Consider the following 25,816-nt stretch of genomic DNA (forward strand, 5'->3'; position numbering starts at 1 on the left):
TTCGCGAATCAGCCCTTGGCGACGTCTGGATCGGTGGCGAGCACCAGATCCACCCGATCGAGCAGGTCGCGCACCTGTTCACGGGTCGAGCCGCTGACCTGTACGTCCGGCGTGTCCTGGCGATGCAACAGGTCGTGGGTGATGTTCAAGGCGGCCATCACGGCGATGCGATCGGCGCCGATGACTTTGCCGCTGCTGCGGATCTCGCGCATCTTGCCGTCCAGGTAACGGGCGGCACTCACCAGGTTGCTGCGCTCTTCCTGGGGGCAGATGATCGAATATTCTTTGTCGAGGATCTGCACGGTAACGCTATTGCTTGAACTCATGAGTCTTGCTCCAGGGCCTTGAGGCGCGAAATCATCGATTCGACCTTACGCCGGGCGATTTCGTTTTTTTCAATGAGGTGCGCGCGTTCCTCGCGCCAGGTTTTTTCCTGAGCTAATAGGAGTCCGTTTTGGCTCTTAAGTTGCTCGACCCGGTCAATTAGCAGTTCGAGTCTGGCCATCAGCGCTTGCAGGTCGGTGTCTTCCATTGTGTCCACTGAAGATTGTGTCTGATGGAGGGTATGGGTCGCACAGCCTCTGATAGTCTTGGCGAGTCTGTCGATGTAGGATACAAGGCCTCCATTCTAGACATAGCGCCGTCTGGCGCCTAGCTGCCCATGCCCATTCAGAATTCCCCGTATCAAGCATTCGCCACCCTGCTGAGCACCAGCGGTCATCCTGTCTCGCCCGCCGAACTGCATGGCCTGTTGCTCGGTCGCAGCTGCGCCGGCGCCGGCTTCGAGGCCGACGGCTGGTTGGCCGACGCCGCCGAGCTGTTGGAAGGCGAGCCGGCGGACAACGTCCGTAACGCGCTGATCGGCCTGCAGGAAATGGTCAAGGGCGAGTTGACCAGCGACGACATGACCGTCGTCCTGCTGTTGCCCACTGACGACGCCCCCCTGGCCGAGCGCGCCGCGGCGCTGGGGCAGTGGTGCCAGGGCTTCCTCGCCGGCTTCGGCCTGACCCGCCGCGAATACGCGCTGAGCGAAGAAGCGAAGGAAGTGCTGCAGGATCTGGCCGCGATTTCTCAGGTCCAGGATGCCCTGGAAGAGTCCGACGACGGCGAAAGCGACTACATGGAAGTGATGGAGTACCTGCGGGTCGCGCCATTGCTGCTGTTCACCGAGACCAAGAAAACCGATGCAGCGGCCCCCAAGCCGTCCTTGCATTAATTGTTAGAGGGAACCCCGTCTGCCCATGATTCATATCCCGAAATCGGAATACAGCCGTCGCCGCAAGGCCTTGATGGCGCAGATGGAACCCAACAGCATCGCAATCCTGCCCGCCGCCGCCGTTGCGATCCGCAACCGCGACGTCGAGCATGTCTACCGCCAGGACAGCGACTTCCAATACCTCAGCGGCTTTCCCGAGCCGCAAGCGGTGCTGGTGCTGATGCCCGGCCGCGCCCATGGCGAATACATCCTCTTTTGTCGCGAGCGCAACGCCGAACGTGAGTTGTGGGACGGCCTGCGCGCCGGCCAGGAAGGCGCGATCCGTGACTACGGTGCCGACGACGCTTTTCCCATCGCCGACATCGACGACATCCTGCCGGGCCTGATCGAAGGTCGCGACCGGGTGTATTCGGCCATGGGCAGCAACCCTGAATTCGACCGGCACCTGATGGAGTGGATCAACGTGATTCGCTCCAAGGCCCACCTTGGCGCCCAGCCGCCGAACGAATTCGTTGCCCTGGATCACTTGCTGCACGACATGCGCCTGTATAAATCGGCGGCGGAACTGAAGGTCATGCGCGAAGCGGCGCGGATCTCCGCCCAGGCGCACATCCGGGCGATGCAGGCGGCGCGCCCGGGGTTGCATGAGTTCAGCCTGGAGGCCGAGCTCGATTATGAGTTTCGCAAGGGCGGGGCGAAGATGCCGGCCTACGGCTCGATCGTCGCGGCGGGGCGCAACAGCTGCATCCTGCACTATCAGCAGAACGACGCGTTGCTTAAGGACGGCGACCTGGTGTTGATCGACGCCGGCTGTGAAATCGACTGCTACGCCAGCGATATCACGCGTACCTGGCCGGTCAGCGGCAAGTTTTCGCCCGAACAGAAGGCGATCTACGAAGTGGTGCTGGCTGCCCAGGAAGCCGCGTTTGCCCAGATCGCACCGGACAAACACTGGAACCAGGCCCACGAAGCGACGGTCCGGGTCATTACCGAAGGGTTGGTGCGCCTGGGACTGCTGGAGGGTGAGGTGGACGATTTGATTGCCAGCGAGGCCTACCGGGCGTTCTACATGCACCGCGCCGGCCATTGGCTAGGCATGGACGTGCATGATGTGGGCGAATACCGGGTCGGCGGCGAATGGCGGGTCCTGGAAATCGGCATGACGTTGACAGTGGAACCGGGCATCTATATCAGCCCGAACAACCGCAGCGTCGCGAAAAAATGGCGCGGCATTGGCGTGCGCATCGAGGATGACGTGGTAGTGACCAAGACCGGTTGTGAAATCCTGAGCCGAGGCGTGCCGAAAACGGTCGCCGACATCGAGGCCCTGATGGCCGCCGCCCGGACGCAAGCGGCATGAGCCGGATCAACGTGGCGATCATCGGCGGCGGCCTGGTCGGCGCGAGCCTGGCCCTGGCCCTGCAGGCTGGTGCCAAGGCCCGGGGCTGGAAGATCATGCTGATCGAGCCCTTCGCCCCTGGCGACGCCTGGCAGCCAAGCTACGATGCCCGGTCCTCGGCATTGTCCTACGGTGCCCGGCAGATTTATCAACGCCTGGGTGTCTGGCAAGAGATTTCCCGCCGCGCCGAACCGATCAAGCAGATCCATGTGTCCGACCGCGGGCGGTTTTCCACGGCGCGGCTGTCGGCCATGGAAGAAGGTGTGCCAGCGCTGGGCTATGTGGTGGAAAACGCCTGGCTCGGCCAGTGCCTGTGGCAAGGCCTGGACCCGGAAGTGGTCAGTTGGCGCTGTCCGGCGCAGGTGACGCGCATGGAGCCATTGGTCGGCGGTTATCGCCTGACCCTCGACGACGAAACCACCCTGGAATGCGATCTTGCGGTACTGGCCGATGGTGGTCGCTCCAGCCTGCGCGAGCAGTTGGGCGTCGGCGTGCGCAGTCGCCCATATGACCAAAGCGCCTTGATTGCCAACATCACCCCCAGCGAAGCCCACAATGGCATGGCCTTCGAACGCTTCACCGATGACGGCCCGATGGCCTTGTTGCCGCTGCCGGAGAATCGTTGCGCGCTGGTCTGGACCCGCCAGGGCATGGACGCACAACGGCTGGCAGCCCTCGACGAGCGCAGCTTCCTCAGCGAATTGCAGGGCGTGTTCGGTTATCGCCTGGGGACGCTGAAACAGGTGGGCGTGCGGCACTTGTACCCGCTGGCGTTGGTGGAGGCTGAAGAGCAGGTCCGTCCGCACCTGGCAATCCTCGGCAACGCCGCCCACAGCCTGCATCCAATTGCCGGGCAGGGGTTCAACCTGTCCCTGCGCGATGCCCAGGCCCTGGCCGATGCCTTGCTCGACAGCGACGGCGAGCCCGGAGACTTTGCCGTGTTGCAGGCTTATCGCGAGAGCCAGCGCACGGATCAGGCCCTGACCGTGGGCTTCTCCGACCAGGTCACGCGCCTGTTCGGCAGCAACCTGCCGCTGGTGTCCCTGGGCCGTAACCTCGGCTTGCTGGGCCTCGACCTGTTGCCTCCGGCCAAGCGCTGGTTCGCCCGCCAGGCCATGGGTTTGGGGACGCGTCCCGATGCGTGAGGCTGGCGTGGTCACTTCTTTTCATGGGCGACTGACGTCGCCAGCAAAACAGGCATAGAGCATGGAATTGCGTGCAGATCTGCTGATTGTCGGCGCCGGTATGGTCGGCAGCGCCCTGGCGCTGGCGTTGCAGGGCAGTGGCCTGCAAGTGCTGTTGCTCGACGGCAGCCCGATGAGCGTCAAGCCCTTCGATCCCCAGGCCGCGTTCGAGCCCCGGGTCAGCGCCTTGTCGACGGCCAGCCAGCGAATCCTCGACCGCCTGGGCGTCTGGGACGGCATCACCACCCGGCGTGCCAGCCCTTATACCGACATGCACGTCTGGGACGGCAGCGGCACCGGGCAGATTCATTTTTCCGCCGCCAGCCTGCACGCCGAGACGCTTGGGCACATCGTTGAAAATCGCGTGGTGCAGGACGCGCTGCTGGATCGGTTGCATGATTGCGACCTGGGCCTGCTGGCCAATGCCCGGCTGGAACAGATGCGTCGCTCCGGCGATGATTGGTTGCTGACCCTGGCCGATGGCCGCACCCTGCGCGCGCCCCTGGTCATTGCCGCCGACGGCGCGAATTCGGCTGTGCGCCGCCTGACCGGCGTGGCAACACGCGAATGGGATTACCTGCACCATGCCATCGTCACCAGCGTGCGCAGCACCCGGCCGCATCGAATGACGGCATGGCAGCGCTTCACCGATAACGGTCCGCTGGCGTTCCTGCCCCTTGAGCGTGACGGCCAGCATGACTGGTGCTCGATTGTCTGGTCCACGACCCCCGAAGAAGCGCAGCGTTTGATGGCGCTCGATGACACTCGATTCTGCAACGAGCTGGAACGCGCCTTCGAAGGCCAGCTCGGTCCGGTACTGAGCGCCGACCCGCGCCTGTGCGTGCCGCTGCGCCAGCGCCATGCCAAACGCTACGTGGCCGAAGGGCTGGCGCTGATCGGCGACGCGGCCCACACCATCCATCCGTTGGCTGGGCAGGGGGTGAACCTGGGCTTCCTCGACGCCGCCGTGCTGGCCGAAGTGCTGTTGCAAGCGGCCGCACGCGGCGAGCGCTTGGCGGACGTGAAGGTGTTGAGCCGCTACGAGCGGCGCCGCATGCCCCACAACCTGGCGCTGATGGCCGCGATGGAGGGCTTCGAGCGGTTGTTCCAGGCCGATCCGCTGCCGGTGCGCTGGTTGCGTAACACCGGGTTGAAACTGGTAGACCGCTTGCCTGAGGCCAAGGCGCTGTTCGTGCGCGAGGCGCTGGGGTTGATTGGAGATTTGCCGGATCTGGCCAAGGCTTGAGAGGTGGGTTGGGCTTATGGCCCTATCGCGGGCAAGCCTTGCTCCCACAAGCTTTTGCTTCCCCCGGATGTCCGATGTGGGAGCTGTTGTGGGAGCAAGGCTCGCCCGCGATGGCTGTCGCAAAACACTGCACAGCTCAAGGCTGCAACATTTGGAAATGTGTCCGCCTACTGTTCGATTGTGATGACAAATGTGAGTCCTTATCATTTGCGCTTCGCTCACCATCCAGAGACCGCTACCATGTTGGCAACCAAACGCCTGCTGTCCGCCCTCGCCTTGACCCTGATCGGCACCACTGCCGCCCAGGCCGCCGATGAGGTGGTGGTCTACTCCTCGCGCATCGATGAACTGATCAAGCCGGTCTTCGACGCCTACACCAAGAAAACCGGCGTGTCGGTGAAGTTCATCACTGACAAGGAAGCGCCGTTGATGCAGCGGATCAAGGCCGAAGGCGCAAACGCCACCGCCGACCTGCTGCTCACCGTCGATGCCGGTAACCTTTGGCAAGCCGAGCAGATGGGCATTCTCCAGCCGTTTACCTCCCCGGTGATCGACGCCAACATCCCGTCTCAATACCGCGCGTCCTCCCACGCCTGGACCGGCTTGAGCCTGCGGGCGCGGACCATCGTCTATTCCACCGAGCGGGTTAAACCCAGCGAATTGATCACCTATGAAGCGTTGGCTGGCAAAGAGTGGGAAGGCCGTCTGTGCCTGCGGACCTCGAAGAAGGTCTACAACCAGTCCCTGACTGCCACCCTGATCGAAACCCACGGGGCGGAAAAAACCGAGGAAATTCTCAAGGGCTGGGTCAAGAACCTGTCCACTGACGTGTTCTCCGACGACACTGCGTTGCTTGAAGCGATCAACGCTGGCCAATGCGATGTCGGCATCGTCAACACCTACTACTATGGCCGCTTGCACCAGCAGAAGCCGGACCTGAAGGTCAAGCTGTTCTGGCCGAACCAGGCTGATCGTGGCGTGCACATCAACCTCTCCGGCATTGGCTTGACCCAGCATGCACCGCATCCGGAAGCCGCGAAGAAGCTGGTGGAGTGGATGACCACGCCAGAAGCACAGAGCATTTTCGCCGACGTGAACCAGGAATTCCCGGCCAACCCGAAAGTCGAACCGTCCAAGGAAGTGGCAGCCTGGGGCAAGTTCAAGGCCGACACCCTGCCGGTGGAAGTCGCGGGTAAACGCCAGGCCGAAGCCATTCGCATGATGGATCGCGCTGGCTGGAACTGAGACCCGTCCTGTTCAGTTCATTGAAAACAGGTGGCGAGGGAGCTTGCTCCCGCTGGAGGGCGAAGCCCTCCCAGAGTATCTGCGGGCCATGGCCCGGAACTTTGGGGGCTACTTCGTAGCCCAGCGGGAGCAAGCTCCCTCGCCACGTGACCATTTAACGAGAGTTTTCCTTGGCCCACCCCGCCCAACGCCGTTGGTACCCCCTGGTCTTCGCCATCGCCGCGTTGGTCCTGTTGCCCTTGAGCGTCTTGCTGCTGTCCTGGCAGAGCATCGACCAACAGATCTGGTCCCACCTGTGGGACACGCAAATGCCACGCCTGCTAGGCAACACCCTCACGTTGATCCTTGGCGTGGGGATCGGTGTGACGCTGTTGGGGGTCAGTCTCGCTTGGCTCACCAGCCTGTGTGAGTTCCCGGGGCGACGCTGGCTCGACTGGGCGTTGATGCTGCCGTTTGCGATTCCGGCTTATGTGCTGGCGTTTGTCTTCGTGGGTCTGCTGGATTTTGCCGGCCCTGTGCAGACGCTGATGCGAGAGTGGTTCGGCAGCGGCCTGCGCCTGCCTCGGGTTCGTTCCACCGGCGGGGTAATCCTGGTGCTGGTGCTGGTCTTTTACCCTTACGTCTATCTGCTGGCACGCAGCGCCTTCCTGGCCCAGGGCAAGGGCCTGATGGAGGCTGCCCGGGTGCTGGGGCAATCGCCGTGGCAGGCGTTCTGGCGCGTGGCGCTGCCGATGGCCCGGCCGGCCATCGGTGCAGGCGTGGCGCTGGCGCTGATGGAAACCCTGGCGGATTTCGGTGCGGTGTCAGTGTTCAACTTCGACACCTTCACCACCGCCATCTACAAGACCTGGTACGGATTCTTCAGCCTATCCAGCGCAGCCCAATTGGCCAGCCTGCTGTTGTTGGCGGTGATGCTGGTGCTCTACGGCGAACGCCGGGCCCGCGGCGCCAACCGAGCCAGCAACGAGCGGCCCCGGGTCAAGGCGTTGTACACGTTGCGCGGCTTCAAGGCCGTGGCGGCCAGTGGCTGGTGCTTCCTGGTGTTTGCCTGCGCGTTTGTCATCCCGGTGCTGCAATTGGTGGTGTGGTTCTGGCAACGCGGCCGTTTCGACCTGGATGAGCGTTATGCCGGGCTGATCGTCCACACCCTCTACTTGGGCGGCCTGGCCGCGTTGGTCACCGTCTGCGTGGCCTTGCTGCTGGCGTTCGCCCGGCGGTTGGCGCCGACCCGCCCGATTCGTGCCGGCGTCGGCCTGGCGAACCTGGGATATGCCTTGCCCGGTTCTGTGTTGGCGGTGTCGATCATGCTCGCGTTCAGCTACCTGGACCGTGAGCTGGTCATTCCGCTGTCGACCTGGCTCGGCGGCGCAGGCAAGCCGTTGCTGCTGGGCAGCCTGTCGGCGCTGTTGTTGGCGTATCTGGTGCGCTTCCTGGCCGTGGCCTACGGTCCGTTGGAGAGCAGCCTGGCGCGAATTCGTCCGTCCTTGCCCGAAGCGGCACGCAGCCTTGGGGTCAGTGGGCCACGACTGTTTTTCAAAGTGTATCTGCCGTTGTTGTTGCCCGGGACATTGAGCGCGGCGTTGCTGGTGTTCGTCGATGTGCTCAAGGAAATGCCCGCGACGCTGCTGATGCGCCCGTTCGGCTGGGACACGCTGGCGGTGCGGATCTTCGAGATGACCAGCGAAGGGGAGTGGGCCCGGGCCGCGTTGCCGGCGCTGACGTTGGTCTTGGTGGGGTTGTTGCCGGTCATCGGATTGATACGACGTTCGGCCCATCGAAACAGCTAGGTGTCAGTCCTACTTCATGCGGCTACAATGCGCGGCATTCGGTGCGGTCCGTCTGTCGGACCGGGCAACTGAGAGCGTCAGAAAACTCCTTTTTTCAGGCGTTCGCGCTACGCAGTGTCCGTCCGCACCTTCGCCAAGCCCGGAAGGAGAAACCCATGGGACAGCGTACGCCTCTGTATGACCTTCATCTCGCCCTCGGCGCGAAGATGGTCGATTTTGGCGGTTGGGATATGCCTTTGCACTACGGCTCGCAAGTCGAAGAGCACCATCAGGTGCGTCGCGACTGCGGTGTGTTCGATGTATCCCACATGACCGTGATCGATGTCGCCGGCCCCCAGGCCAAGGTCTGGCTGCAGCGCTTGCTGGCCAATGACGTCGACCGTTTGCAGGGCTCAGGCAGTGCCTTGTACAGCGCGATGCTCAATGAGCGCGGCGGCATTGTCGACGACATGATTATCTACCGTGTCGAGGACGGCTATCGGCTGGTCTTCAACGCCTCGACTCGCGATCAGGACCTGGCCTGGATGCAGGCGCAGCTCGGTGACTACGACGTGCAGTTACATGAGCGCCCCGAGCTGGCGATGCTGGCGATCCAGGGCCCCCACGCCCGGCAAAAGATTGCCGAGTTGGTCACGCAACCGCGTGGGCAAATCATCCAGCAACTCAAGCCTTTCGAAGGCCGCGCCGACGGCGAATGGTTCATCGCCCGGACCGGCTACACCGGCGAAGATGGCCTGGAGATTGTGCTGCCCGCCCAAGAGGCCCCGAGTTTCTTCAACGACCTCGTAGGGGCCGGCATTTCGCCCATCGGCCTCGGCGCCCGCGATACCTTGCGCCTGGAAGCCGGCATGAACCTCTACGGCCAGGACATCGGTCAGGACGTTTCGCCCCTGGCCTCGAACATGGCCTGGAGCATCGCCTGGGAACCGGCGAGCCGTCCGTTCATCGGGCGCAGTGCGCTAGAGGCCGAGCTTGCCAGCGGTGTGCAGCACAAACTGGTCGGGCTGGTGCTGGAAGAGCGGGGCGTTTTACGCGCCCATCAAGTGGTTCGCATCGCCAATGTTGGCGAAGGAGAGATCACCAGTGGTAGTTTTTCTCCTACGCTTAGCAAGTCGATTGCCCTGGCACGTGTTCCGATGGAAACCGCCGACCGGGCCGAGGTGGAAATTCGTGGTAAGTGGTACCCGGTACGGGTGGTCAAACCGACCTTCGTCCGCCATGGCAAAACCCTGATCTAACCTTTTGCGGCGGGCCGCTGGCCGCTGACACTTTCTCTTGAGGACACAGAATATGAGTGATATCCCTGCCGACCTGCGGTTTGCCGAAAGCCATGAGTGGGCCCGTCTGGAAGCTGACGGCACCGTCACCGTGGGCATCAGCGACCATGCGCAGGAAGCCTTGGGCGATGTGGTGTTTGTCGAGCTGACGGAAATCGGTAAGGTCTTTGCCGCGGGTGACCAGGCCGGTGTGGTTGAGTCGGTCAAGGCCGCTTCCGACATCTACGCCCCGGTTGCCGGCGAAGTGGTCGCGATCAACGAAGAGTTGGGCGGTTCGCCGGAGTTGCTGAACTCCGATCCGTACGGCGCCTGGATCTTCAAGCTCAAGCCAAGCGACAAGGCTATGCTGGATAAGTTGCTCGATGCGGCAGGCTACAAGGCCGCAATCGGCGAATAACCCGGATCTAATGTGGGAGCGGGCTTGCTCGCGAAAGCGGTGTGTCAGGTTCAGTAGTGTTGACTGATACACCGCTTTCGCGAGCAAGCCCGCTCCCACAGGGTACTGGGGATAGCTTCGGGATGTTCACGGAGCAAAAAAATGCCGCTCAATCGAGCGGCATTTTTCATGGGCCGGGAATCACTCCTGGGCGACGGCGTTTTTCGCCAGGATCGCGTTGGCCAGTTCCATGTCGGTGGCTTGCAGGCCTGGGTTGTCGGCACGCACTTTCTGCATCGCTGCCTCCAGGTAAGGGCCGCGGATACCGCCATCACTGGCGACGAAGCTGCCGGCATCGTCCTGGGCGGCGACGATCAGCTTGTTATCCTTGAAGGTCAGGTAGGTGGAACCGGTGGTCGCACCGGATGAGATGACGTTACGCCAAAACGTGTCGGCCATTGCCGAGCCAACAGGAAGAGACAGCAAGGCTAGGGTAGCGACAGCAAGTTTGAGACGCATGATAGGTGACTCCACTGGGTTAACTATGACGTTGGATTACCTGCGTCTCGATTCAGTTCCATGACTTGTCAGTCAGCCCGCTCCACTTGCAATACCGCGCCTTCCTGGGCCACCACCTTGACTCGCGTACCAATGGGCGACTCGGGCCCCTTGGCCAGCCAGACGCTGTCGGCCACCTTGATCTTGCCGCGGCCCTCGACGATCGCTTCATGCACCAGGAAGACCTTGCCGATCAGTTCCTGTCCGCGCAGGTTCAGGAGCGGCTGATCGCTTTGGCGCACCGCGCTGCGCTGGCGTTGCCACCAGTACAGTGCCGTGGCGATGGCAAACAGGCCGAACAACAGGAACTGCAGCTCCCACGGCATCTGCGGCAGGATGAACGTGAGTACGCCGACTGCCGCGGCGGCCATGCCGATCCACAGCAAGTAGCCACCGGCGCCGAAGACTTCGAGGATCAGCAGGATCACGCCCAGCGCCAGCCAGTCCCAGTACGACATGTGTTGCAGGAACTCCCACATACGCGCGCCTCAGGCTTTCTTGCTGTCGAAGGTGGCCTTGACGATCTCGCCGATGCCACCGACCGCACCGATGACCTGGCTGGCTTCCAGCGGCATCAGGATCACCTTGCTGTTGTTGGCCGACGCCAGTTTGCCCAGCGCATCGATGTATTTCTGCGCGACGAAGTAGTTCACGGCCTGGACGTTACCGTCGGCAATGGCCTGGGACACGACCTGGGTGGCCAGTGCTTCGGCTTGCGCCTGGCGCTCGCGGGCCTCGGACTCCAGGAACGCGGCCTGGCGGCTGCCCTCGGCCTCGAGGATCTGCGCCTGCTTCTTGCCTTCGGCGGTGAGAATCGCCGACGCGCGCAGGCCCTCGGCTTCGAGGATCTGGGCACGCTTGATCCGTTCGGCTTTCATTTGCCCCGACATGGCGGCCATCAGGTCGGCCGGCGGGCTGATGTCCTTGATCTCGATCCGGGTGATCTTGATGCCCCACGGCGCCGTGGCTTCATCGACGGTGCGCAGCAGTTTTTCGTTGATGCCGTCGCGCTGGCTCAGCATCGCATCCAGCTCCATGGACCCCAGCACGGTGCGGATATTGGTTTGCAACAGGTTGCGGATGGCGTGTTCGAGGTTGTTGACTTCGTAGGCTGCCTGGGCCGTATTGACCACCTGGAAGAAGCACACGGCGTCGATCTGTACCGTGGCGTTGTCGGCGGTGATGACTTCCTGGGGCGGGATGTCCAGCACGCTTTCCATGACGTTGATCTTGCGCCCGATGCGATCCATCACCGGGATGATGATGTTCAGGCCGGGCTTGAGCGTATTGGTGTAGCGGCCGAACCGCTCGACCGTCCATTGGTAGCCCTGGGGTACGACCTTGAAGCCCATGAAGAGAATGACGACCACCAGGCCGATGAAAAGTAAAAGTACGCTACCGATCTGCATGACGGTTCCCTGTGCGAATTGAGATGGACCTGTGAGCCCTGAGTGTAGGGCAAGCGGCCATTATCCTCACTCTGTGGCAGCAAAGCTTGCTCGCGATGCAGGCGCCTCGCTTCCCAGGGAGACCGCGTCATCTTCATCGCGGGCAAGCCTTGCTCCCACGGTGAGGTCAAAACCCTCTCGCCACAGGTGCTGCCGCTATTACTTCTGCTCGCTCTGAGGCGTAACCCGCAACACTTCCTCGACCGTGGTCAAGCCTGCCGCGACCTTTTGTGCCCCTGACAGCCGCAGGCTGCGCATGCCTTCCTTGAAGGCCTGGCGGCGCACCGCCAGCAGGTCGGTGTCGGGGTGGATCAAGGCCTTGACGCTGTCGGTCAGTTGCATGATTTCATAGACGCCGGCGCGGCCGCGGTAACCGGTGTCGCGGCATTCCAGGCAACCGACGGCCTGCTGGGCATTGCTCGGCAGCGGTGCCTGCCAGGGCCGGGTCAGGGTCTGCCAGTCGTCTTCGTTCAGGGTCAGTGGCGCCTTGCATTGTGGGCACAGGGTGCGCACCAACCGCTGGGCCATGACCCCGAGGACGGTGGCCTTGATCAAATAATGGGGCACGCCCAGCTCCAGCAGGCGACTGATGGCGCTCGGTGCGTCGTTGGTGTGCAGCGTCGACAGGACCAAGTGACCGGTGAGCGCTGCCTGGATCGCCATTTCAGCGGTTTCCAGGTCTCGGATCTCACCGATCATGATGATGTCCGGGTCTTGTCGCATGAGGGCCCGCACCCCGGCGGCGAAGCTCAGGTCGATGTTGTGCTGGACCTGCATCTGGTTGAAGGACGCCTCGACCATTTCGATCGGGTCCTCGATGGTGCAGAGGTTCACTTCCGGCGTCGCCAGCTTCTTGAGTGTGGTGTAGAGGGTGGTGGTCTTGCCGGAACCGGTCGGCCCGGTCACCAGGATGATGCCGTTGGGCTGGCGGGTCATGTCCTGCCAGCGGCGCAGGTCGTCGGCGGAGAAACCGAGCTGGTCGAAATCCTTGAGCAGCACTTCCGGGTCGAAGATACGCATGACCATTTTTTCGCCGAACGCCGTGGGCAAGGTCGACAGGCGCAACTCCACTTCGCCGCCGTCCGGGGTCTTGGTCTTGACCCGGCCATCCTGGGGTTTGCGTTTTTCCGCGACGTTCATCCGCCCCAGGCTCTTGAGGCGGCTGACGATCGCCATCGTGACCTGCGGCGGGAATTGGTAGACGGTGTGCAGCACCCCGTCGATGCGAAACCGCACCGTGCCCTGCTCGCGGCGCGGTTCGATGTGGATATCGCTGGCCCGCTGTTGGAAGGCGTACTGGAACAGCCAGTCGACGATGTTGACGATGTGGGCGTCGTTGGCGTCCGGTTCCTGGTCGCTGGCGCCGAGGTTGAGCAACTGTTCGAAATTACTCAGGTTGCTCGGTTGCTGATCGACCGTGGTGGCGCCGCTGACCGATTTGGCCAGGCGATAGAACTCCACGCTCAGGCGCTGGATATCCACCGGATTGGCGACCACCCGCTTGATCGGCAACTTGAGCACATGGGTCAGGTCGGCTTCCCAGCTGTTGACGTAGGGTTGTGCGCTGGCGACGGTGACGGCGTCACGATCGACCGCCACCGCGAGGATCTTGTGGCGCTGGGCAAAGGCATACGACATCAAGGGCGTTACGGCCGCCACGTTGATTTTCAGCGGGTCGATGCGCATGTAGGGCTGGCCGGCCTGCTGGGACAACCACAGGGTCAGGTTCTCAAGGTCCAGGCGCTTGCCGGGCCGACTGAGGTCGTCCAGGTGCTGGTTGGCAATGAACTCCAGCGGATGCAGCTGGCTGTTGGCGCTGTGGCGCCGGCGGGCGTTGAGCGCGGTTTCGGCCGAATCCTGGCTGATGAAGCCCTGGGTGACCAGTTGGCGCAGCAGATCATTGAGGTCCAGCCAGCGGTCCTGAGTGGCGTGTTTGGTGGACATGCGGGTTCCTATTGGACAATTGCAGCAAAGCCGCGATACAGACGCCTCGGCGTCCTCGCTCGGTCTGCAAAAGAATAGTCCCGACCCGGTGGTCCGTTGGGCCACTACCCGACCAATGCGTTACCAATTCTTGCCCGTGGGGGGCTCAACCGGCCGCTTGGGTCGGCTCAACTCGCGCAATATCAGCGTCTTGCAGGTCCACCGAGCACATGCCGATCAGGTTACGTAATTTTTCTGCGATGACCTGGGCACGGTGCCAACTCAGGCCGTCCATGAGGATGTCCAGCGATAGCAGATCGTCGAGGCGCTCGACGCGAACCTGCTGTGGGGTCAGGCCCTGCAAGGCAAACAGGTTCAATGCCCGGCAGAGCAGGTCCGGCTCGGCCTCTGCCAGCATCTGATAGTGCACGCGGCAATGGGCATTGGCGGCGTGCCAGACATCGGCGCGGGTCGGGGTGGTGGCAACGGCTTCGAGTGGGGGCATGTGCGATCTCCTTGGCGGCGGAGAAATATTTACATGCGTCGCCGGGTATTTCTTATCTAAGATGAGTACTTTCGGCGATGTTTCGAATCGCTTGAGTCTCCAGATCATTCATTTTGGGTTTGTCTATGCAAAGCGAGCTGGATAGCTATGACCGCAGGATACTGGCCCTGCTGCAAGAGGATGCCTCGCTGTCCAGCGCGCAGATCGCCGAGCAAGTGGGTTTGTCTCAATCGCCGTGCTGGCGGCGGATCCAGCGGATGAAGGAGGAGGGCATCATCCGCGCCCAGGTGACCCTGCTGGACCGCAAGAAAATCGGCCTCAACACGCAGATCTTCGCCGAAGTGAAACTCAACGCCCATGGCCGTTCGAACTTCACCGAATTCACCGAGGCGATCCGCGGCTTTCCCGAAGTGTTGGAGTGCTACGTGCTGATGGGTTCGGTGGATTTTCTGCTGCGCATCGTCACGGCGGACATCGAGGCGTATGAGCGATTCTTTTTCGAAAAGCTGTCGATGGTGCCGGGGATCCAGGAGGTGAATTCGATCGTGGCGCTGTCGGAGATCAAGTCGACGACGAGTTTGCCGGTGGTGCGCTAGTTGGATCTGAGGTGAATGTGCCGGCCCCTTCGCGAGCAAGCCCGCTCCCACAATGGTCCTCCGCCGTACACACATGTTGTGTTCGCTGAAGATCCAGTGTGGGAGCGGGCTTGCTCGCGAAAGCGGTACTCCAGACGCAGAAGATCTTTCGGTTACAGGCGCAACAACGTCTTCCAAGCCCGATTCTGATACACCGCAATCGCCTGTTGCTTGCGCGCATCCAGCGTTTCGTCGGTGATCGGTTGGTTGGCCAGTTGTGCCAGCTTGTTCAGCTCACCGTAGAGCCGATCCATTTCCGGGATCTCCAGCACCTGGCGGGCATGGTGCAGCCAGGCCTGGATGCGTTCGATGCGCGGCAGTTGTTCGGCCAGGTCTTCCGGTTGCTGTTGATAACGTTGCAATTGCAGGGACGAGGACTCTTCGCCCAACAGGCGTGGCAACCAGCTGCCCAGTTGCGCCGCGCCCTGGCGATTGCCGCGGGTGTTGCGCTCGGCGGCCCAGCTGCGGGCCAGCAGCCAGCGTGACGTGTTGAGGGAAAACAGGCCCCAACGCGGGTCTTGCAGCTCTTCGAGGAACTGTTCCGGCGCGGCCTTGCGCACGTCTTCGTCGTCCAGGCCGGCCTGGACCAGCGGGCGCCAGTCTTCCAGCAACGCGTCCAGGGCCAGGCGCAAGTCGTGGGTCGATTGGCGCGGCGCGGCCTGGCCGAGGCTGCTGAGCAGGGCGCGCAGTTCGGCTAGGCTTTCCACCCAGTCCTGCAGCAGGCGCCAATGGCCGTTGAACCGGTATTGCTCGGCCAGGCGCTGGCTGCTGCCGAGCAAATGCCAGCTCAGCGCGGCGAAGGCATCGTCCAGCGGCGTTTCGGCAGTCAGTTGCGGGGCTGGCAGGCTCAAGGCGTAGCTGCCCGCGTCATGCAGGCGATAGCCACGCTCGGCCTTGCTGATGTCGCAGGGCATCAGGGGCAGGGTCATGGCCAGCTCGGCGGCCAGTTCCAGCAGGGCGGCGGGTTCGCCTTCGCGCAGTTCCAGCTCCAGTTCGCAGATTTCTTCCTTCTGCTTGCCGACCACCACGTGGCCCAGGTCCAGGGCGGCTTCGATGACCACTTTGCTTTTGCCACGGCCCCAAGCGATTTCAGCGCGTTCGCGAACGAAATCGGTGGTGAAGATGGCCTTGAGGGTTTTCTTGTCCAGTTCGGCCAAGGCCTCGGGCCAGCATTCGCCGTCGAGCTTCTTCAGGTCGAGCTTGGCCTTGGGCAGGTGCCAGTCGTATTCGTTGCGCTCGGACAGGCCGGCGACGCTCTGGCCGCGGGTCTTGAGGGTCTGGATCACCTCTTCGCCGTCGCGACGCAGGCGCAGGGCGACCTTGGCCCGGGCCAGGTCACGCTCTGGCGTGTCGAAATACTGGTTCATCAATTCGTGGCGTTCCCAGCCACTCTTGTTGCGTTTTTTCAGCAGCGGATGCTCGCGCAAGGCTGCCAGGGTCTCGCGGCTGACGCGGAGTTTGATTTCGGTTTCTTTCTGCATGGCCGGAAAATCCAGGGATCGGGTGCGCAGCCGGGGGAAGGTGTGGCTGCCAAGGCCGTGCAGTGTACAGGACTGACTCGCCCTAGGTTTATTCCTGGGTCCAGATGGTTCTATGATGAACGCCAATCTGTATGCCCGGAGCCAGCGATGCCTTTGCCGTCCATGAAAGATCAATTCGCTGCCCTGATCGCCACGCCTTCGGTCAGCTGTACCCAGCCTGGGCTCGACCAGTCCAACAGCGCCGTCATCGAGCTGTTGGCCGGCTGGCTCACTGAGCTGGGGTTCTCCTGCGATATCCAGCAGGTCAGCCCTGGCAAATTCAATCTGCTGGCCAGTTTCGGCAGCGGTCCCGGCGGCCTAGTGCTGGCCGGCCACAGTGACACGGTGCCGTTCGACGGCGCCTTGTGGCAGACCGATCCGTTGAAGCTCACTGAGGTCGATGGCCGGTGGGTCGGCCTGGGCAGTTGTGACATGAAGGGTTTTTTCGCCCTGGCCATCGAAGCGGTCAAGCCGCTGCTGGACCAACCGTTCAAGCAACCGCTGCTGATCCTCGCCACCTGTGATGAAGAAAGCTCCATGTCCGGCGCCCGGGCCCTGGCCGATGCCGGCCGGCCCTTGGGGCGGGCAGCGGTGATCGGTGAGCCGACCGGCCTCAAGCCAATACGGATGCACAAAGGCATCATGATGGAGCGCATCGACATTTTCGGGCGTAGCGGCCATTCGTCCGATCCGCGCCTGGGCCACAGCGCGTTGGAGGCCATGCACGATGCCATGGGCGAATTGCGCGGCCTACGCCTGCAATGGCAGCGTGAATTCCGTAACCCGCAGTTCAGCGTGCCGCAACCGACCCTGAATTTCGGCTGCATCCACGGCGGCGACAACCCCAACCGGATCTGCGGCCAATGTTCCATGGAATTTGACCTGCGGCCTTTGCCAGGCATGGACCCGCAAGTGCTGCGGGCGGCGATCCAGCAGAAGCTCAACCCCATCGCCGAGCGCCATCAAGTCAAGATCGACTACGCGCCGCTGTTCCCCGAAGTGCCGCCGTTCGAGCAGGCCGAGGACGCCGAATTGGTCCGCGTGGCCGAACGACTGACCGGCCATCGTGCCGAAGCAGTGGCGTTCGGCACCGAAGCGCCTTATCTTCAGCGCCTTGGCTGTGAAACCCTGGTGCTCGGTCCTGGCGATATCGCCTGTGCCCACCAACCGGGCGAGTACCTTGAAATGTCACGTTTGCAACCTACCGTGGAGCTGTTGCGGCAGTTGATCGGCCATTACTGTCTGACGTCGGCCACGGCCGATTAAATTGCGCCCTTGCGGGCCCGTATTCATCACATGAGGAGAGCGCGCGTGTCGCCAAGCCTGTTCCGACGATAACCACCAGCCCGTTGTGCGTTCTGTTTCGTCTTTTTTTGGCTGTTATTTATTACAGGTCCAGGTTCATGCCCGAATACGTCAATTGGCTTCGTCATGCTTCGCCCTACATCAACGCCCACCGCGATTGCACCTTCATCGTCATGCTGCCCGGCGACGGGGTGGAACACCCTAATTTCGGCAACATCGTCCATGACCTGGTGCTGCTCCACAGCCTCGGCGTGCGCCTGGTGCTGGTCCATGGTTCGCGCCCGCAGATCGAGACTCGCCTCGCTGCGCGGGGCCTGACGCCTCACTACCACCACGGCATGCGCATCACCGACGCGGCGACCCTGGAGTGTGTGATCGACGCGGTCGGCCAGTTGCGCATCGCCATCGAGGCGCGCCTGTCCATGGACATGGCGTCCTCGCCCATGCAGGGCTCGCGGCTGCGGGTCGCCAGCGGCAACCTGGTCACCGCCCGGCCGATCGGCGTGCTCGAAGGCGTGGATTACCACCACACCGGCGAAGTGCGCCGGGTCGATCGCAAGGGCATCAACCGGCTGCTGGACGAGCGCTCCATCGTGTTGCTGTCGCCGTTGGGTTATTCGCCCACCGGAGAAATCTTCAACCTGGCCTGTGAAGACGTCGCCACCCGGGCGGCCATCGACTTGGCGGCCGACAAGCTGCTGCTGTTCGGTGCCGAACAGGGGCTTATCGGCGAGGACGGACGGCTGGTGCGGGAATTACGTCCGCAACAGGTCCCAGGCCACATGCAACGCCTGGGCAGCGACTATCAGGCCGAACTGCTGGACGCGGCGGCCCAGGCCTGTCGTGGTGGCGTTGCGCGCAGCCACATCGTCAGTTATGCCGAGGACGGCGCGCTGCTGGCCGAATTGTTCACCCGCGATGGCAGCGGTACGTTGGTGGCCCAGGAACAATTCGAAGTGGTGCGCGAAGCGGCCATTGAAGATGTCGGCGGCCTGCTGGACCTGATCAGTCCGCTGGAAGAGCAGGGGATTCTGGTGCGTCGCTCCCGCGAAGTGCTGGAGCGCGAGATCGAACAGTTCAGCGTTGTCGAGCGCGAAGGCATGATCATCGCCTGCGCGGCGCTGTACCAGATCGCCGATTCGGATGCCGGGGAACTGGCCTGCCTGGCGGTGAACCCGGAGTACCGCCACGGTGGCCGAGGCGACGAACTGCTGGAGCGGATCGAAACCCGCGCCCGCGCCCAAGGGCTCAAGACGCTGTTCGTACTCACGACCCGTACCGCCCACTGGTTCCGCGAACGTGGTTTCGAGCCCAGCAGCGTCGACCGTCTGCCGGCCGCGCGAGCCTCGCTCTACAACTATCAGCGTAATTCGAAAATCTTCGAAAAAGCCCTGTAACCCCTGGCGCGCTCCCTGCGTGGGAGTGTCGCAGGGGGCGTCTTTTTGATTTCAGACAATGAATCGCCTGACGCATAGCCATCAAGCTCCCATCTCAAGCAGCCTCGGCGCGAAAGGATCAAGGGATCCCTCTACGCCGGGGGTTTCCCGCTGAGCGCTTCTCGACAAAAAGCCATTCAGTAATCCGCCGGCTGGCCGATACGCCGGACCACGGTTGATGAAGCTTTGATGGCAGCTATATGTCGAAAAGAGCTGAAAACTGGCAGAACAATTCTTTTTGGATTTATAGAGAATCCATTATCCTGCGGGCCGTGTAGCGGGGTTAGACCATGGTCGTAGACACAATTGGTTACGATTGACTTGTCAGTCACGGTCTGGCGCTAATCGCGCATCCGCGGATTCCGGGCGTTCGATCCGGAACCAAAGACACACAAGAATTAGAAAACGAGAGGAGCGAAGCATGAACAAGTCCACCTTGGCCCTGGCTGTGGCCGTTGGGGTTTTGGCGCAGCAGGCAGGCGCCGCCGGTTTTATCGAGGACAGCAAGGCTACCTTGGGTCTGCGTAACTTCTACATCAACACGGATAACCGTGATGGCACCGCCAATCCTTCCAAGCAGGAGGAATGGGGACAGGGTTTCATTTTTAACTTCACTTCCGGCTACACCCAAGGCACCGTCGGCTTCGGCGTCGATGCTATCGGTCTGGTGGGTGTGAAGCTGGACTCTGGTAAAGGCACGGCCTACAACGCAACCAACAATAAGGGTGGCACTGTCTTCCCTAGCGAAAGCGACGGTCGTGCGGTAGATGATTTCGGCAGCCTGGGTCTGACCGCTAAGGTCAAGGTTTCCAAGACGGAACTGCGCCTGGGCACCTTGCAGCCGAAGCTGCCTGTAGTGACCTTCAACGATGGTCGCCTGTTGCCACAAACTTTTGAAGGTGGTCAGATCACCTCCAACGATATCGATAACCTGACTTTGGTTGGCGGTAAGTTGGAACATGCGAAAGGTCGTAACTCGACCAACAACGATTCGCTGACAATTGCTGGCTCTAACGGCGCGACCACAACTGCTACCAGCAACCAGCGTAGCAATGAGTTCTACTATGCCGGCGGTGACTACAAAATCACCAAGGATCTGACGGCTCAGTACTATTACGGCAACCTGGAAGATTTCTACACTCAACATTTCCTGGGCCTGGTCCACAACCTGGCGCTGCCAGTGGGTAGCCTGAAATCCGATCTGCGTTACTTCAACAGTGATTCCGATGGCAAGAACGCCAGCCAGGAAGGTCGTCTGACGGGGTATCGCGCTTCTGGCTTCCAGAACAATGGTGGTGAAGTAGACAACCGTACCTGGAGTGCAAAATTCACTTACAGCCTGCAAGGCCATGCGCTCAGCGCCGGTTATCAGCGTGTGAATGGCACCAGCGACTTCCCATTCCTGAACCAGGGTGACGGTGCATCTGCCTACCTGATCACTGACGTTCAAATCGGCAAGTTCCAGCGTGCTGGCGAGCGTACCTGGCTGGCTCAGTACGCCTATGACTTTGCAACTGTTGGCGTGCCAGGCTTGACGACTTCGGTCATCTACCTGAAGGGCGACAACATTGCCACTGCTACCGGTGATAAGAGCGAGTGGGAACGTGACTTCACGCTCGGTTACGTTGTCCCGGATGGCAAGTTCAAAGGCCTGGGCTTGGCGTGGAGAAACGCCTCGCTGCGCTCTGAAGTGGCCAACCAGCGTAACCAGGACGAAAACCGCCTGATCGTGAGCTACACGCTGCCGATTCTGTAATTAGGCGTAAAAAAGCCCCGCCCGGCAATACGCCGGGCGGGGCTTTTGTTTTTTTGGTTCAATGAACCGGAGATTGCTTTATTCCTTGGTGTTCACCGCGTCCTTACGCAGTATGAACGCGCTGAACGCCAGGAAATCGCCCAGATGCTGGGTAATGATCGCGACCATGATCGGCAACTGCAGGGCTTGGTAGTCATGCACGGCGATGTTCCTGAAACCCACCATGTTCTTCAGGTTTCTAACCAGCCCTTCTTCCACCCAGCCACCTTGGAAAAGCAGTTCGAATGTATCGCGGGCACTTTGCGGGACACCCAATCGTTCACGTCGGATCAAATGCTGTCCCATGTCCAGTGCCGCTTCACACGCACGCTGGATGTTCAGGACTGCCGAATCCTGGCGAGTGAAATCGGTGGCAAACGTAGCGGGATCTTTCTCGTATTCCTCCCGCACCCTTGCGACGCAACGCTCGATACTCGCTGCTTTATTGATCAGTACGTCATCGGCCATACACGCTGCCTTCTTCCTGAATATCCTTGAGCAATCCTGCCCGAGCCTCATCGAGAGCGGTTTTTTCGCTGAGAATAAAGCACTCGAACAACCCAGCCTGTACATCTTTGGCCCAGAGCCTCTGTCCTCGGGTCACGATTTGGTACTGCATGACGGTCGTTGCCCCGCGTAGATCGATCAGGTCCACGGGGCTGCCCGCGATATCCGCCAAATCACCTGAAAGCTGCCATAACGACACAGGATCGACTTCGCCGGATAAAAGCACAGCCAAATCGACATCACTGTCAGGCCCGGCGGTGCCCTGCGCATGGCTGCCGAACAGGTAAACCGCCAGCAGTCCAGGGAGGTGGTTTTGCAGATGAGTCAGCAAGGCTTGAGTGTTCATGCTGCCTATCCTAGCCGCTCGTCCTGAAATCGCGTCAATAATTTCCGTAGTGTAGGTACAAAACAAAAAAAGCCCCGCCCGGCAACACGCCGGGCGGGGCTTTGCGTTTTCGAGTAGGGCCCACCCCTGTAGCCTTCCTCGAATTTCTCCTCTTTTCAGCAACTCGAGGCCTTCTCGAACCTCGCTGACGATCTTGTGCCGGTATGCGAAATGGCGCCAGTGAACAGTTTTTTATATTCACTAATGATCTAGATAAATGGATATTCATTCTTTTTAAAGCAATCGAAACCGGTGCAAAGTTTGGGCTCACAACAATTCATCCAGGAGCCGCACCATGAGCCTCAGACTCGGCGACATCGCCCCCGACTTCGAACAGGATTCCAGCGCCGGCAAGATTCGCTTCCACGAATGGCTCGGTGACAGCTGGGGTGTACTGTTTTCCCACCCGGCGGATTTCACGCCGGTATGCACCACCGAATTGGGCCTCACGGCCAAGCTCAAGGACGAGTTCGCCCAGCGTGGGGTCAAGGCCATTGCCCTCTCGGTGGACCCGGTGGACTCGCACCACAAGTGGATCGAGGACATCAACGAGACCCAGAACGCCGTGGTCAACTTTCCGATCCTGGCCGATGCCGACCGCAAGGTCTCTGATCTGTACGACCTCATCCACCCCAACGCCAGCGACACCTTGACCGTGCGCTCATTGTTCGTGATCGACCCGAACAAGAAGATTCGCCTGACCATTACCTATCCCGCCAGCACGGGTCGCAATTTCAACGAGATCCTGCGGGTGATCGATTCCCTGCAATTGACCGACAACTACAAGGTCGCCACCCCGGCCAACTGGCAGGACGGCGATGAAGTGGTGATCGTGCCGTCGCTCAAGGATGAAGAAGAACTCAAGCAGCGTTTCCCCAAGGGCTATCGTGCCGTGAAGCCTTACCTGCGCCTCACACCGCAGCCTAACCGTTGACGCAACACCTGACTCTGAACCTGTGGGAGCGAGCCTGCTCGCGATAGCGGTGTACCAGTCGACATCGACACTGGCAGATCCGACGCCATCGCGAGCAGGCTCGCTCCCACAGTTTGATCTTCTGTGCACCAAGGGTTTTGGCCGTTTCGACGGCCTTTTTTATTGCGCCAAGGAAAGTGAATCACATATCCCTTAATCGCATAACCAAATGAATAAATATGATTTAAAGATATATAAATCCCCTGTTATGGTTTGCCCATGCAGCGAGATCGCCCACCGCGAATCGCACGTGACAGTTAAGGAAGGGTAGGCATGTTGGTCGTCTCACTCGGTGGCAGTCCCAGCCAACGCTCCCGCTCCGGGGTGCTGCTGGAACGCTCGCAACGTTGGTTGCAACAGCAAGGTGTGGAGGTGGTGAGCTATCAGGTGCGCGATTTCCCGGCCGAAGATCTGCTCCATGCCCGTTTCGACAGCCCGAAGGTCGTCGACCTGCTCCAGCAGATCGAAAATGCTGACGGCCTGGTGATCGCCACGCCGGTGTACAAGGCGTCTTTTTCCGGTGCGCTGAAGACCGTGCTGGACCTGCTGCCTGAGCGGGCCCTGGCTCACAAAGTGGTGTTGCCCATGGCCACCGGCGGCAGCATCGCCCATATGCTGGCGGTGGATTACGCCCTTAAACCGGTGTTGTCGGCGCTCAAGGCCCAGGAAATGCTCCATGGGATTTTTGCCGAAGACAGCCAGATCGCTTATGGCGAAGGCAGCGCCCAGGCCCAATTGGCGCCGGCCCTGCAGCAGCGTCTGGACGAGGCGCTGGAACAGTTTTACAGCGCCATGGCCCGTCGGCCCCGGCCGTTGGACCCTCATGTATTGAACGAACGTTTGCTGAGTGCTCGCTGGAGCATTTGAACCCGAACACCCCTGATTCAACTCACCTTACTCAGCCGCCAACGGCCCAGCAGGTGCAGCCAAAACCCCACAGCAAAAAGGAGAGGCGCCATGCGCACTGTCATTTTGCGTCGCGGGCTGGTCGCTCTGTTTGCTGCGGCTGTGTCCCTCGGCGTCATCACCCAAGCTCAAGCCGAGACCTTGCGGATTGGTTATCAGAAATACGGCACCCTGGTGCTGCTCAAGGCCAAGGGGTCGTTGGAAAAACGCCTCGCCGCCCAAGGCGTGGACGTGCAATGGACCGAATTCCCCGGAGGTCCGCAGCTGTTGGAAGGCTTGAACGTCGGCTCCATCGACTTCGGCGTGACCGGTGAAACGCCGCCGGTGTTTGCCCAAGCCGCGGGCGCCGACCTGCTTTACGTTGCTTACGAGCCGCCGGCGCCCACCAGCGAGGCCATCCTGGTGCCGAAAGGCTCGGCCATCCAATCGGTGCAAGACCTCAAGGGCAAGAAGGTCGTGCTGAACAAAGGCTCGAACGTCCACTACCTGCTGGTGCGGGCGTTGGAAGATGCTGGCCTGAAGTATTCCGACATTCAAACCGTTTTCCTGCCGCCAGCCGATGCCCGTGCCGCGTTCGAACGGGGCAGCGTAGACGCCTGGGTGATCTGGGACCCGTACCAGGCGGCCGCCGAACAACAGTTGCAGGCACGCACCCTGCGTGACGGCAAAGGCATCGTCGATAACCACCAGTTCTACCTCGCCACCAAGCCCTATGCGCAAAAAAATCCCCAAGTCATTACCGCCCTGGTGGAGGAAGTGCGGGCAGTGGGGGAGTGGTCCAAGGCCAATCCTGAAGACGTGACCAAACAGGTCTCGCCGCTGCTCGGCCTGCCGGCGGACATCACCCTGACGTCGGTGAAACGCCAAGGCTATGGGGCGCTGTTCCTCACGCCGGAGGTGGTGGCGGCGCAGCAGAAAATCGCCGACAGCTTCTACCAGCTCAAATTGATTCCCAAGCCCTTGAGCATCAAGGACGTGATCTGGACGCCGCCGGCGGCCGTTGCGAACGCGCAGTAATTCGACCCCTTAGGAGACCACTCCATGAGCCTCAATATTTTCTGGTTCCTGCCTACCCATGGCGACGGCCATTACCTTGGCACTGCCGAAGGCGCCCGCGCCGTCGATCACGGTTACTTGCAGCAGGTCGCCCAAGCGGCGGATCGACTGGGTTTTGGCGGTGTGTTGATCCCCACCGGGCGTTCCTGCGAGGACTCCTGGCTGGTGGCCGCTTCATTGATTCCCGTGACCCAGCGCCTGAAATTCCTCGTCGCCCTGCGCCCCGGGATCATTTCCCCGACGGTGGCGGCACGGCAGGCCGCGACCCTCGACCGGTTGTCCGGAGGGCGGGCGCTGTTCAACCTGGTGACCGGCGGCGACCCGGATGAATTGGCCGGTGACGGCCTGTTCCTCGACCACGAACAACGCTACCAGGCCTCGGTGGAATTCACCCGCATCTGGCGCCGGGTGCTGGAAGGCGAGACCGTGGATTACGACGGTGAGCACATCAGCGTGAAGGGCGCCAAGCTGCTCTATCCGCCGATCCAGCAACCGCGTCCGCCTCTGTATTTTGGCGGCTCGTCGGAAGCTGCCCAGGACCTGGCGGCCGAACAAGTGGAAATGGTGCTGACCTGGGGCGAGCCGCCGGCCGCCGTTGCGCAGAAAATCGAACAGGTACGGGCCAAGGCTGCGAAGCTCGGACGTACCGTGCGCTTCGGCATCCGCCTGCATGTGATCGTGCGGGAAACCAACGCCGAAGCCTGGCGAGCGGCCGACCGGCTGATTTCTCACCTGGACGACGACACCATCGCCCGGGCCCAGGCCTCCCTGGCGCGCTTCGATTCGGTGGGCCAGCAACGCATGGCCGCCCTGCACGGCGGCAGTCGCGACAAGCTGGAAGTCAGCCCCAACCTCTGGGCCGGTGTCGGCCTGGTACGCGGCGGTGCCGGCACGGCGCTGGTGGGCGATGGCCCGACCGTGGCGGCGCGGGTCAAGGAGTATGCCGACCTTGGCATCGACACCTTTATCTTCTCCGGTTATCCCCACCTGGAAGAGTCCTATCGCGTGGCGGAACTGTTGTTTCCGCACTTGGATGTGGAGCGCCCGGAGTTGCCGAAAAGCCAGGGCTATGTGAGCCCGTTCGGTGAAATGGTGGCCAACGACATCCTGCCCAAAGCCGCGTCCCAGAGCTGA

At 61.6% G+C, this 25,816-nt stretch carries 26 protein-coding genes; 16 read left to right on the plus strand and 10 right to left on the minus strand.

Going from position 1 to position 25,816, the window contains the following annotated elements; genetic code table 11:
• Positions 1-8 precede the first annotated feature (8 nt).
• Both J3P88_RS01750 and J3P88_RS01755 read right to left on the minus strand, forming a co-directional pair.
• On the minus strand, positions 9-326 hold the full coding sequence (locus tag J3P88_RS01750) for a cell division protein ZapA (RefSeq protein ID WP_053126417.1): 318 nt from the start codon (positions 324-326) through the stop codon (positions 9-11).
• Positions 323-532, minus strand: a complete 210-nt coding sequence (locus tag J3P88_RS01755) for a TIGR02449 family protein (RefSeq protein WP_003177365.1) — start codon at positions 530-532, stop codon at positions 323-325. The genes J3P88_RS01750 and J3P88_RS01755 overlap by 4 nt, the downstream gene beginning before the upstream one ends.
• A gap of 129 nt (positions 533-661) precedes the next feature.
• On the opposite strand from J3P88_RS01755, the gene J3P88_RS01760 reads away from it, so the two are divergent.
• The 8 genes from J3P88_RS01760 (at position 662) to gcvH (ending at position 9,751) form a co-directional block, all read left to right on the plus strand.
• Positions 662-1,216, plus strand: a complete 555-nt coding sequence (locus J3P88_RS01760; protein WP_058542287.1) for a YecA family protein — start codon at positions 662-664, stop codon at positions 1,214-1,216.
• 25 nt (positions 1,217-1,241) lie between these two features.
• Positions 1,242-2,576, plus strand: coding sequence for a Xaa-Pro aminopeptidase (gene pepP / locus J3P88_RS01765; RefSeq protein WP_434573673.1), 1,335 nt, complete (start codon positions 1,242-1,244; stop codon positions 2,574-2,576).
• Positions 2,573-3,760 carry a 2-octaprenyl-6-methoxyphenyl hydroxylase gene (ubiH, locus tag J3P88_RS01770; protein WP_411385915.1) on the plus strand — a complete coding sequence of 396 codons (1,188 nt, stop codon included), beginning with the start codon at positions 2,573-2,575 and terminating at the stop codon, positions 3,758-3,760. Before pepP ends, ubiH begins: the two co-directional genes overlap by 4 nt.
• Before the next feature lie 67 nt (positions 3,761-3,827).
• Positions 3,828-5,045: a 2-octaprenyl-3-methyl-6-methoxy-1,4-benzoquinol hydroxylase gene (locus J3P88_RS01775; protein WP_186730176.1), complete on the plus strand. Its 1,218-nt coding sequence runs from the start codon at positions 3,828-3,830 to the stop codon at positions 5,043-5,045.
• 240 nt (positions 5,046-5,285) lie between these two features.
• Positions 5,286-6,290: an extracellular solute-binding protein gene (locus tag J3P88_RS01780; RefSeq protein ID WP_434573675.1), complete on the plus strand. Its 1,005-nt coding sequence runs from the start codon at positions 5,286-5,288 to the stop codon at positions 6,288-6,290.
• Between the two features lie 170 nt (positions 6,291-6,460).
• Complete coding sequence (locus tag J3P88_RS01785; RefSeq protein ID WP_434573677.1) at positions 6,461-8,077, plus strand: ABC transporter permease; 1,617 nt, start codon at positions 6,461-6,463, stop codon at positions 8,075-8,077.
• Positions 8,078-8,232: 155 nt separating this feature from the next.
• Complete coding sequence (gcvT, locus tag J3P88_RS01790; protein WP_434573679.1) at positions 8,233-9,315, plus strand: glycine cleavage system aminomethyltransferase GcvT; 1,083 nt, start codon at positions 8,233-8,235, stop codon at positions 9,313-9,315.
• 52 nt (positions 9,316-9,367) lie between these two features.
• The gene (gene gcvH, locus J3P88_RS01795) at positions 9,368-9,751 is read left to right on the plus strand and encodes a glycine cleavage system protein GcvH (RefSeq protein ID WP_434573681.1); all 384 of its coding nucleotides are present in this window, start codon (positions 9,368-9,370) and stop codon (positions 9,749-9,751) included.
• A 180-nt stretch (positions 9,752-9,931) separates the two neighbouring features.
• On the opposite strand, the gene J3P88_RS01800 is transcribed toward gcvH, so the two are convergent.
• From J3P88_RS01800 to J3P88_RS01820, 5 genes are all read right to left on the minus strand, one after another.
• Positions 9,932-10,252, minus strand: a complete 321-nt coding sequence (locus J3P88_RS01800) for a DUF2388 domain-containing protein (RefSeq protein ID WP_186707601.1) — start codon at positions 10,250-10,252, stop codon at positions 9,932-9,934.
• A gap of 65 nt (positions 10,253-10,317) precedes the next feature.
• Entirely contained in the window at positions 10,318-10,767 is a 450-nt protein-coding gene (locus tag J3P88_RS01805; protein ID WP_186707584.1) for an NfeD family protein, read from the minus strand.
• Positions 10,768-10,776: 9 nt separating this feature from the next.
• The gene (locus J3P88_RS01810; protein WP_186707583.1) at positions 10,777-11,697 is read right to left on the minus strand and encodes an SPFH domain-containing protein; all 921 of its coding nucleotides are present in this window, start codon (positions 11,695-11,697) and stop codon (positions 10,777-10,779) included.
• A 198-nt stretch (positions 11,698-11,895) separates the two neighbouring features.
• Complete coding sequence (locus J3P88_RS01815; protein ID WP_186730173.1) at positions 11,896-13,680, minus strand: GspE/PulE family protein; 1,785 nt, start codon at positions 13,678-13,680, stop codon at positions 11,896-11,898.
• Positions 13,681-13,825: 145 nt separating this feature from the next.
• Entirely contained in the window at positions 13,826-14,164 is a 339-nt protein-coding gene (locus J3P88_RS01820) for a hypothetical protein (RefSeq protein WP_434573683.1), read from the minus strand.
• A gap of 125 nt (positions 14,165-14,289) precedes the next feature.
• Between J3P88_RS01820 and J3P88_RS01825 the strand changes: the two genes are divergently transcribed.
• Positions 14,290-14,760, plus strand: a complete 471-nt coding sequence (locus tag J3P88_RS01825; RefSeq protein ID WP_186707580.1) for an Lrp/AsnC family transcriptional regulator — start codon at positions 14,290-14,292, stop codon at positions 14,758-14,760.
• A 152-nt stretch (positions 14,761-14,912) separates the two neighbouring features.
• Here J3P88_RS01825 and J3P88_RS01830 read toward each other — a convergent pair whose 3' ends face one another.
• Entirely contained in the window at positions 14,913-16,280 is a 1,368-nt protein-coding gene (locus J3P88_RS01830) for an inorganic triphosphatase (RefSeq protein WP_434573685.1), read from the minus strand.
• Positions 16,281-16,427: 147 nt separating this feature from the next.
• Between J3P88_RS01830 and argE the strand changes: the two genes are divergently transcribed.
• The 3 genes from argE to J3P88_RS01845 all read left to right on the plus strand — a co-directional run bounded on the left by argE (position 16,428) and on the right by J3P88_RS01845 (position 20,816).
• Complete coding sequence (gene argE / locus J3P88_RS01835; protein ID WP_434573687.1) at positions 16,428-17,585, plus strand: acetylornithine deacetylase; 1,158 nt, start codon at positions 16,428-16,430, stop codon at positions 17,583-17,585.
• 137 nt (positions 17,586-17,722) lie between these two features.
• On the plus strand, positions 17,723-19,021 hold the full coding sequence (argA, locus tag J3P88_RS01840) for an amino-acid N-acetyltransferase (RefSeq protein ID WP_053126389.1): 1,299 nt from the start codon (positions 17,723-17,725) through the stop codon (positions 19,019-19,021).
• Positions 19,022-19,481: 460 nt separating this feature from the next.
• Entirely contained in the window at positions 19,482-20,816 is a 1,335-nt protein-coding gene (locus J3P88_RS01845) for an OprD family porin (protein WP_434573689.1), read from the plus strand.
• Positions 20,817-20,894: 78 nt separating this feature from the next.
• On the opposite strand, the gene hepT is transcribed toward J3P88_RS01845, so the two are convergent.
• Together hepT and mntA are read right to left on the minus strand one after the other, a co-directional pair.
• Positions 20,895-21,323, minus strand: coding sequence for a type VII toxin-antitoxin system HepT family RNase toxin (gene hepT, locus J3P88_RS01850; RefSeq protein ID WP_434573691.1), 429 nt, complete (start codon positions 21,321-21,323; stop codon positions 20,895-20,897).
• Positions 21,313-21,708, minus strand: a complete 396-nt coding sequence (gene mntA / locus J3P88_RS01855; protein WP_434573693.1) for a type VII toxin-antitoxin system MntA family adenylyltransferase antitoxin — start codon at positions 21,706-21,708, stop codon at positions 21,313-21,315. The genes hepT and mntA overlap by 11 nt, the downstream gene beginning before the upstream one ends.
• 334 nt (positions 21,709-22,042) lie before the next feature.
• Here mntA and J3P88_RS01860 point away from each other — a divergent pair, with 334 nt between their 5' ends.
• From J3P88_RS01860 to ssuD, 4 genes are all read left to right on the plus strand, one after another.
• Positions 22,043-22,681 (plus strand): peroxiredoxin, encoded by a 639-nt coding sequence (locus J3P88_RS01860; RefSeq protein WP_024617266.1) that lies wholly within the window; start codon positions 22,043-22,045, stop codon positions 22,679-22,681.
• Positions 22,682-22,993: 312 nt separating this feature from the next.
• Positions 22,994-23,587, plus strand: a complete 594-nt coding sequence (gene ssuE / locus J3P88_RS01865) for an NADPH-dependent FMN reductase (RefSeq protein WP_434573695.1) — start codon at positions 22,994-22,996, stop codon at positions 23,585-23,587.
• Between the two features lie 90 nt (positions 23,588-23,677).
• Entirely contained in the window at positions 23,678-24,643 is a 966-nt protein-coding gene (locus tag J3P88_RS01870; RefSeq protein WP_186707574.1) for a sulfonate ABC transporter substrate-binding protein, read from the plus strand.
• A 24-nt stretch (positions 24,644-24,667) separates the two neighbouring features.
• Entirely contained in the window at positions 24,668-25,816 is a 1,149-nt protein-coding gene (ssuD, locus tag J3P88_RS01875) for an FMNH2-dependent alkanesulfonate monooxygenase (RefSeq protein ID WP_186707573.1), read from the plus strand.

The sequence above is a fragment of the Pseudomonas sp. Z3-6 genome (assembly GCF_051131985.1).
GTDB lineage: Bacteria > Pseudomonadota > Gammaproteobacteria > Pseudomonadales > Pseudomonadaceae > Aquipseudomonas > Aquipseudomonas zanjanensis.

Bases quoted from the DNA above. Each gene is read 5' to 3' on its own strand.
- J3P88_RS01845 (WP_434573689.1), top strand. From the start codon at position 19,482: ATGAACAAGTCCACCTTGGCCCTGGCTGTGGCCGTTGGGGTTTTGGCG.
- gcvT (WP_434573679.1), top strand. From the start codon at position 8,233: ATGGGACAGCGTACGCCTCTGTATGACCTTCATCTCGCCCTCGGCGCG.
- J3P88_RS01860 (WP_024617266.1), top strand. From the start codon at position 22,043: ATGAGCCTCAGACTCGGCGACATCGCCCCCGACTTCGAACAGGATTCC.
- J3P88_RS01815 (WP_186730173.1), bottom strand. From the start codon at position 13,680: ATGTCCACCAAACACGCCACTCAGGACCGCTGGCTGGACCTCAATGAT.
- J3P88_RS01825 (WP_186707580.1), top strand. From the start codon at position 14,290: ATGCAAAGCGAGCTGGATAGCTATGACCGCAGGATACTGGCCCTGCTG.
- J3P88_RS01810 (WP_186707583.1), bottom strand. From the start codon at position 11,697: ATGCAGATCGGTAGCGTACTTTTACTTTTCATCGGCCTGGTGGTCGTC.
- ubiH (WP_411385915.1), top strand. From the start codon at position 2,573: ATGAGCCGGATCAACGTGGCGATCATCGGCGGCGGCCTGGTCGGCGCG.
- J3P88_RS01760 (WP_058542287.1), top strand. From the start codon at position 662: ATGCCCATTCAGAATTCCCCGTATCAAGCATTCGCCACCCTGCTGAGC.
- mntA (WP_434573693.1), bottom strand. From the start codon at position 21,708: ATGAACACTCAAGCCTTGCTGACTCATCTGCAAAACCACCTCCCTGGA.
- J3P88_RS01805 (WP_186707584.1), bottom strand. From the start codon at position 10,767: ATGTGGGAGTTCCTGCAACACATGTCGTACTGGGACTGGCTGGCGCTG.
- J3P88_RS01750 (WP_053126417.1), bottom strand. From the start codon at position 326: ATGAGTTCAAGCAATAGCGTTACCGTGCAGATCCTCGACAAAGAATAT.
- J3P88_RS01870 (WP_186707574.1), top strand. From the start codon at position 23,678: ATGCGCACTGTCATTTTGCGTCGCGGGCTGGTCGCTCTGTTTGCTGCG.
- ssuD (WP_186707573.1), top strand. From the start codon at position 24,668: ATGAGCCTCAATATTTTCTGGTTCCTGCCTACCCATGGCGACGGCCAT.
- J3P88_RS01780 (WP_434573675.1), top strand. From the start codon at position 5,286: ATGTTGGCAACCAAACGCCTGCTGTCCGCCCTCGCCTTGACCCTGATC.
- pepP (WP_434573673.1), top strand. From the start codon at position 1,242: ATGATTCATATCCCGAAATCGGAATACAGCCGTCGCCGCAAGGCCTTG.
- ssuE (WP_434573695.1), top strand. From the start codon at position 22,994: ATGTTGGTCGTCTCACTCGGTGGCAGTCCCAGCCAACGCTCCCGCTCC.
- J3P88_RS01820 (WP_434573683.1), bottom strand. From the start codon at position 14,164: ATGCCCCCACTCGAAGCCGTTGCCACCACCCCGACCCGCGCCGATGTC.
- J3P88_RS01830 (WP_434573685.1), bottom strand. From the start codon at position 16,280: ATGCAGAAAGAAACCGAAATCAAACTCCGCGTCAGCCGCGAGACCCTG.
- argA (WP_053126389.1), top strand. From the start codon at position 17,723: ATGCCCGAATACGTCAATTGGCTTCGTCATGCTTCGCCCTACATCAAC.
- J3P88_RS01755 (WP_003177365.1), bottom strand. From the start codon at position 532: ATGGAAGACACCGACCTGCAAGCGCTGATGGCCAGACTCGAACTGCTA.
- gcvH (WP_434573681.1), top strand. From the start codon at position 9,368: ATGAGTGATATCCCTGCCGACCTGCGGTTTGCCGAAAGCCATGAGTGG.
- hepT (WP_434573691.1), bottom strand. From the start codon at position 21,323: ATGGCCGATGACGTACTGATCAATAAAGCAGCGAGTATCGAGCGTTGC.
- argE (WP_434573687.1), top strand. From the start codon at position 16,428: ATGCCTTTGCCGTCCATGAAAGATCAATTCGCTGCCCTGATCGCCACG.